This is a genomic window from Psychrobacter sp. AOP31-B2-9 (assembly GCF_052378005.1).
GTDB lineage: Bacteria > Pseudomonadota > Gammaproteobacteria > Pseudomonadales > Moraxellaceae > Psychrobacter.
The window spans coordinates 1-236 of the sequence record NZ_JBQSXG010000387.1 but is presented as its reverse complement, the minus strand read 5'-3'; the positions used below and the strand labels follow the sequence as shown (position 1 = coordinate 236).

Genomic DNA, 236 nt, shown 5'->3' with positions numbered 1-236 from the left:
ATCACGCCAAGGACAGCCAACACGCATACGATATAATACGCCTTCGACTGTTTGTCTAAGATTCCCTTTGTCATAGATATTAAGTTCTAGTAATATAGGTCTTAGTCTTGTCCAGTGTTGATCTTTGAGCATTGTACGAGGCATAGCAAACGATGTCTTTTTTGTGTGAGAACTTAAAGACTAACCGTTTGCTATTTTTTTGCCATCGTTTTATTCCCAATGTTCAACACGCCCTA

The 236-nt window shown here is 39.0% G+C and carries 1 protein-coding gene; it reads right to left on the bottom strand.

Annotation, left to right across the window (positions count from 1 at the left end; genetic code table 11):
* Window positions 1-144: transposase (locus ACT3SX_RS15755; protein WP_444761895.1), on the bottom strand; the 144-nt coding region annotated here is incomplete at its 3' end.
* Between the last annotated feature and the right edge of the window lie 92 nt (window positions 145-236).